Origin of the sequence: Parabacteroides sp. AF19-14 (genome assembly GCF_003635485.1) — a bacterium.
Taxonomy (GTDB): domain Bacteria; phylum Bacteroidota; class Bacteroidia; order Bacteroidales; family Tannerellaceae; genus Parabacteroides; species Parabacteroides distasonis.
This window is the reverse complement of the sequence record NZ_QTMJ01000021.1, coordinates 86,917-92,916: the sequence shown is the minus strand read 5'-3', so window position 1 is coordinate 92,916 and position 6,000 is coordinate 86,917. Positions and strand designations below refer to the sequence as shown.

At 45.6% G+C, this 6,000-nt stretch carries 6 protein-coding genes; 5 read left to right on the top strand and 1 reads right to left on the bottom strand.

Going from position 1 to position 6,000, the window contains the following annotated elements:
• Positions 1-59: 59 nt before the first annotated feature.
• The 5 genes from DWX33_RS17895 to DWX33_RS17875 all read left to right on the top strand — a co-directional run bounded on the left by DWX33_RS17895 (position 60) and on the right by DWX33_RS17875 (position 5,058).
• The gene (locus DWX33_RS17895; RefSeq protein WP_121962186.1) at positions 60-353 is read left to right on the top strand and encodes a nucleotidyltransferase family protein; all 294 of its coding nucleotides are present in this window, start codon (positions 60-62) and stop codon (positions 351-353) included.
• A complete protein-coding gene (locus DWX33_RS17890) occupies positions 346-732 on the top strand; it encodes a DUF86 domain-containing protein (protein WP_121962185.1) in 387 nt (128 codons plus the stop codon). Before DWX33_RS17895 ends, DWX33_RS17890 begins: the two co-directional genes overlap by 8 nt.
• 67 nt (positions 733-799) lie before the next feature.
• On the top strand, positions 800-2,839 hold the full coding sequence (metG, locus tag DWX33_RS17885; protein ID WP_005860759.1) for a methionine--tRNA ligase: 2,040 nt from the start codon (positions 800-802) through the stop codon (positions 2,837-2,839).
• A 72-nt stretch (positions 2,840-2,911) separates the two neighbouring features.
• A complete protein-coding gene (locus tag DWX33_RS17880; RefSeq protein ID WP_048928508.1) occupies positions 2,912-4,042 on the top strand; it encodes a DegT/DnrJ/EryC1/StrS aminotransferase family protein in 1,131 nt (376 codons plus the stop codon).
• Positions 4,039-5,058 (top strand): Gfo/Idh/MocA family protein, encoded by a 1,020-nt coding sequence (locus DWX33_RS17875; protein ID WP_048928492.1) that lies wholly within the window; start codon positions 4,039-4,041, stop codon positions 5,056-5,058. Before DWX33_RS17880 ends, DWX33_RS17875 begins: the two co-directional genes overlap by 4 nt.
• 194 nt (positions 5,059-5,252) lie before the next feature.
• Here the strand turns inward: DWX33_RS17875 and DWX33_RS17870 are convergent, their stop codons facing one another.
• Positions 5,253-5,696, bottom strand: coding sequence for an HU family DNA-binding protein (locus DWX33_RS17870; protein ID WP_122380789.1), 444 nt, complete (start codon positions 5,694-5,696; stop codon positions 5,253-5,255).
• Positions 5,697-6,000 lie beyond the last annotated feature (304 nt).

Sequence of the window (6,000 nt, the reverse complement as noted above, 5' to 3'; positions counted from 1 at the left end):
TTTGACTTGCATAAAAATCGAGTTTTTTATGTAAGTTTGTCCCTAAATCCAATATACTTATGCGATCGAAAGAGGAATATATAGAATTATTACGGAGTTATTTTTTGAGCAAGGCTAAAGCTTATGGAGTAGTTCGAATGGCTTTGTTTGGATCGGTGGTTCGTAATGAGCAAACTGATTCCAGTGATATCGATATCGCTTACGAGGGAAAGGCGGATATTCTCTTACGTTGTCGTATGAAGCAGGAGCTAGAGGCTTTGCTAGGCTGTAAAGTTGATATCATCCGTCTTCGCGAACAGCTTATTGGTACAGATTTTTTACGTAATATATCAAAAGATCTATTGTATGTTTGAGCTTTCTCGCATTCAGACTTTATTAGGCCGGATAGAAGATGCGGTACTTTTGATCCAAAATAAGGCTTCTCAAATTAAAAGGCCTGATGATTTTCTATTAGATCAAGAAGGTACCTTCCTTTTGAGCGGCATTTGTATGCAACTGATTTTTATTGGAGAGAGTGTTAAAACGATTGATAATAAAACCTCTCATCGTTATTTGATAAACTATCCTGACATACCTTGGGGGCAGATTATGGGGCTACGTGATATTATTGCCCATGAATATCATCGTATCGATGAGGAAGAAATATTTAATATAATAAAAGTAGAGTTATCCCCTCTTTTATCAACCGTTCGGCGAATGAAACAGGAGTTGACGAACTATATCCTTGAATGATATTCCAATCTTTTTTATCTAACCAAATTATTCCGTACCTTTGCCCCTCAAAAAGAGAACACAAGGTATGGAAAAACATTTTAAGAGAACGCTGATTACTACGGCGTTGCCGTATGCGAACGGACCGGTGCATATCGGCCATTTGGCTGGGGTATATGTGCCTGCTGATATTTATGCCCGTTACCTTCGGTTGAAGGGGGAGGAAGTGTTGATGATTGGTGGTTCGGACGAGCATGGGGTACCCATCACGTTGAGAGCGAAGAAAGAGGGGATCACGCCGCAGGATGTGGTGGATCGTTACCACGGTATTATCAAGAAATCGTTCGAGGAGTTCGGTATCACGTTTGATATCTATTCACGTACTACTTCCGCTACGCATCATCAGATGGCCTCGGATTTTTTCCGTACATTGTATGATAAAGGCGAATTCATCGAGAAAACAAGCGAGCAATACTACGATGAGGAGGCGAAGCAATTCTTGGCCGACCGTTATATCACGGGTACTTGTCCGCATTGTGGAAACGAGAAGGCATATGGTGACCAGTGTGAGGCTTGCGGTACTTCCCTTAGCCCGACGGATTTGATCGATCCGAAATCCGCTATCAGTGGCAGCAAGCCGGTGATGCGTGAGACGAAGCATTGGTATCTGCCTTTGGACAAGTGGGAGCCGTTCTTGCGTAAATGGATCTTGGAGGATCATAAGGAATGGAAACCGAACGTATATGGGCAGTGTAAGAGCTGGCTGGATATGGGACTGCAACCCCGTGCGGTGAGTCGTGATTTGGATTGGGGTATCCCTGTTCCCGTAGAAGGGGCGGAAGGAAAGGTGCTGTATGTATGGTTCGACGCTCCGATCGGTTATATCTCTAATACGAAGGAGTTGCTGCCGGATAGTTGGGAGACTTGGTGGAAGGATCCAGAGACTAAAATGGTCCATTTCATCGGTAAAGATAATATCGTATTCCATTGTATCGTGTTCCCTTCCATGCTAAAAGCGGAAGGTTCTTATAACTTGCCGGAGAATGTCCCTGCTAATGAGTTCTTGAACTTGGAGGGCGACAAGATCTCTACTTCCCGCAACTGGGCGGTTTGGTTGAACGAGTATCTGGTGGATATGCCGGGCAAGCAAGACGTGTTGCGCTATGTCTTGACGGCCAATGCGCCAGAGACAAAGGATAATGATTTCACATGGAAAGATTTTCAGGCTCGTAATAATAACGAGTTGGTCGCTATCTTAGGGAACTTCGTGAATCGTGCGTTAGTCCTTACGGATAAGTATTTCGAGGGTAAGGTGCCGGCGGCTGGCGAGTTGACGGATTATGATCGTCAGACCTTGAAGGATTTCGCGGATGTGAAAGAGAACGTGGAACGCCTGTTGGATACCTACCACTTCCGTGACGCTCAGAAAGAGGCGATGAACCTAGCCCGTATCGGAAATAAGTATCTCGCTGATATGGAGCCTTGGAAGTTGGCGAAGACGGATATGCCTCGTGTCGCTACGATCATGAACATCGCTTTGCAGATTACGGCTAATCTGGCGATCGCTTTTGAGCCGTTCTTGCCGTTTAGCATGGAGAAACTGAACAAGATGCTGAATGTAGAGCCGTTGGGATGGAATCGCCTAGGTGCTACGGATCTATTGGAGGCCGGTCATCAATTGGGCAAGGCAGAGTTGTTGTTCGAGAAGATAGAGGATAGCGTGATCGAGGCCCAAGTGCAGAAATTATTGGATACGAAGAAAGCGAATGAGGAAGCGAATTATAAGGCGAAACCGATCCGTGAGAATATTGAGTTCGATGATTTCATGAAACTGGATATCCGTGTGGGTACGGTTCTGGAATGTGTGAAGGTTCCGAAAGCGGATAAGCTGCTTCAGTTCCGTATAGACGATGGCCTGGAGAAACGCACGATCGTATCGGGCATCGCCCAGCATTATAAACCCGAGGAATTGGTAGGCAAGCAAGTTTGCTTCATCGCTAACTTAGCTCCCCGTAAGCTGAAAGGTATTGTTTCCGAGGGTATGATTCTCTCCGCCGAGAATTTCGATGGAAAGCTGGCCGTTATCACCCCGGAGAAAGAGGTGAAACCGGGTAGCGAGGTGAAATAATAAGATAAACGCAATAATGAGGGGGCTATTCCGTTTTAACGACGGGATAGCCCTATTTTTTGAATGGATAAGATGCTTGAGAAACAGATACAGATGGTAGATCTGCGGAAGCAGTATGAACGTTTGCGTAGTGAGATCGATCCTGCCATGCAAACGGTGATAAATGCTTGCGCCTTTATCAATGGCCCTCAGGTGAAGGGATTTTGTAACCATTTATCAGATTATTTAGGTATTCCTTATGCGATCCCGTGCGGCAACGGTACGGATGCTTTGCAAATCTCCTTGATGGCATTCGACTTACATCCGGGCGATGAGGTGATCGTTCCTGCTTTTACGTATATCGCCGCGGCTGAGGTCGCTTTGGCTCTTGGCCTAGTGCCGGTATTAGTGGATGTAGATCCCGGTACATTCAATATAGACCCGGAAAAGATAGAAGATGCCCTGTCTGAAAAGACGAGAGCTATTATCGCGGTTCATCTTTTTGGCCAGTGTTGTGATATGGAATCGATCTTGAGTATCGCTGGCCGCCATAATTTATATGTGATCGAGGATAATGCCCAATCCATCGGTGCTAATTATACCTTCTCGGATGGAACGGTAAAGAAAGCCGGTACGATCGCCTCTATAGGTACGACCTCTTTCTTCCCCTCGAAACCGTTGGCTTGTTATGGAGATGGTGGGGCGATGTTTACTTCCGACGTGCGATTGGCCGAACGCCTGCGAATGATCGCCAATCATGGGCAAAAGATGAAATATCATCATTCTTTGGTGGGCTGCAACTCCCGTTTGGATACCTTGCAGGCCGCTGTCTTAGATGTTAAGCTTCGGTATTTGGATGAATTTGCCGCCGCTCGTTGTAAAGTGGCTGCTAGATACGATGCTGCCTTTTCCGGATTGAAAACTGTACGCAAACCGCTAAAATCAGTCTTTTCATCACATGTCTATCATCAATATACGGTACAGCTAGCTGTAGAAAAGAGGGATCAAGTACAAGCAGCGTTAAAAGAACGAGGTATTCCTTCTATGATTTATTATCCATTGCCTTTGCAGGAGCAGGAGGTGATGAGGGGTCGATGCCGGATTTCCGGGGATTTGAATGTCGCTTCTCGCTTGAGCCGATCCGTATTATCCTTGCCGATTCATACGGAGATGACAGAAGAGGAGCAGGCTTATATTATAGAATCTATAAAGAGTGTTTTATGAATAAGAAGATACGTTTCGCCGTGATCGGCTGTGGTCATATAGGTAAGCGTCATGCCGAGATGATTACCCGGGATGAAGGGGCAGAGTTGGTCGCTTTGTGTGATATCCGTCCGAAAGAGGAGCTGGGGATCGAGGCTTATGCGGTCCCTTTCGCCCGGAATATAGATGAACTATTCCGTTTGGGATTGGATATAGATGTGGTGAATATTTGTACACCCAACGGTTTACATGCCGAGATGGCGATCCAAGCGATAGAAAGCGGACATCATGTGGTCATAGAAAAGCCTATGGCCTTGACCTTGGCGGATGCCGAGAAAGTGGTTTATACCTCGCTGAGGTTCCGTAAGCAGGTATTTTGCGTGATGCAAAACCGATATTCCCCGCCTTCGGTCTGGATCAAGGAGATGGTTGAGTCCGGAAAATTAGGCCAGATTTATATGGTGCAGCTGAATTGCTACTGGAACCGTGACGAACGCTACTATAAACCCGGAGGATGGCATGGCGACGCTGCCTTGGATGGTGGTACCTTATTCACCCAATTCTCCCATTTCATCGACATTATGTACTGGTTATTCGGGGATATCTGTAATATCCAGACCCGTTTCGCCGACTTCAACCACGAGAAACTGACCGCCTTTGAGGATTCCGGTTTCGTGAATTTTAATTTCGTGAACGGTGGAATGGGTAGTTTGAGCTACTCTACGGCGGTATGGGACAAGAATCTGGAAAGCAGCATGCTGATCGTGGCTGAGAATGGCAGCGTGAAAATCGGCGGTCAATATATGAATGAGGTAGAATATTGCCATATCAAGGGGTATGAAATGCCGGAATTGGCCCCTACCAACCCCGGCAATGATTATGGCCCTTACAAAGGCTCCGCCCAAAACCACAACTTCGTGATCCGTAACGTAGTCAATGTCCTTTCCGGCGCCCCCGGCGAGATCATAACGACCAACGTCTTGGAAGGTATGAAGGTGGTGGATATTATACGGAGGATTTATGCGGGGAAGGCTTGAGAATCCATTCCCAGATAGGGACTACCTCGATCGTTCTCTCTTGGACTTGGATGGTTCGTTTCTCGTCTCGGGTGATAATCATCATACGTTTAAGATGTAGGAACGCATCCGCTTGCTTTTTGTTTTATATTGGAAACAATACGGTGGATTTACGTATTGAAAGCATAAATCCACCGCGAATAGAGATTGAGATTTTAGATCTCGTCAGGGCTTTCGCTGTCTTGGCTACCTCCGTTTTGCGGTTCGGAGAGTTCCTTTTTCTCGAAATTAGCGAGTTTCTTAGCTATTCTCAAGGCCTTTCCGGGGCTAAAGACAACTTTAGGTTCTTTGATCAAACTGGTGGTAAATTCCTCGGTGGTAGGGGCTCCCGTAGAGCCTACCCCAAAACGGAAATTGCCCAACTCGCCTACATTCACCCTGCGCCCTTGCGCGAGATTTCGTTTCAACACGATATTGATACGGTCGAGTACCGCTTTGACTTGTGCGGAGCCTACTCCACTTCCATCTGCCACTTCCTCGAGGAAAGTCTCGAACTCTACAAGATCTCCATAGATCACTTGCGCATACTGTTTCTTGGGTGTTTCTGTCTTGTCGTTACCCAAGTTCTTTCTCTCGATCAATCTGTACTTTACTGCCATAATTTCTAAATTTTAAAAGATGATTAAATGAATTACCTTGTTTTCGAAAACATGACAAAGGTATCGCAAGCCGTATGAGGCAAATCGGTCTGTGTCGGTTTATGTCTGTCAATGTCCGTGTATGTGCCTATTAGTCTACGAGTACCTGTTTCGCTTCCTTTAGTTCGCAAGACTAGTAAAATGTAAAAATGTACAATAAGCTATATTAGAATGGGTCTGTTTTGTATATTTCTGATTATTAGTTTATTATATCTAGTAGGTGCGAGACTTTTTAATTAGTATCAATAGAAATCCGGATTTCTAT

What these genes read in the sequence shown, in the direction of transcription:
- metG (WP_005860759.1), top strand. Translation starts at nt 800, where the DNA reads ATGGAAAAACATTTTAAGAGAACGCTGATTACTACGGCGTTGCCGTAT.
- DWX33_RS17870 (WP_122380789.1), bottom strand. Translation starts at nt 5,696, where the DNA reads ATGGCAGTAAAGTACAGATTGATCGAGAGAAAGAACTTGGGTAACGAC.
- DWX33_RS17875 (WP_048928492.1), top strand. Translation starts at nt 4,039, where the DNA reads ATGAATAAGAAGATACGTTTCGCCGTGATCGGCTGTGGTCATATAGGT.
- DWX33_RS17895 (WP_121962186.1), top strand. Translation starts at nt 60, where the DNA reads ATGCGATCGAAAGAGGAATATATAGAATTATTACGGAGTTATTTTTTG.
- DWX33_RS17880 (WP_048928508.1), top strand. Translation starts at nt 2,912, where the DNA reads ATGCTTGAGAAACAGATACAGATGGTAGATCTGCGGAAGCAGTATGAA.
- DWX33_RS17890 (WP_121962185.1), top strand. Translation starts at nt 346, where the DNA reads ATGTTTGAGCTTTCTCGCATTCAGACTTTATTAGGCCGGATAGAAGAT.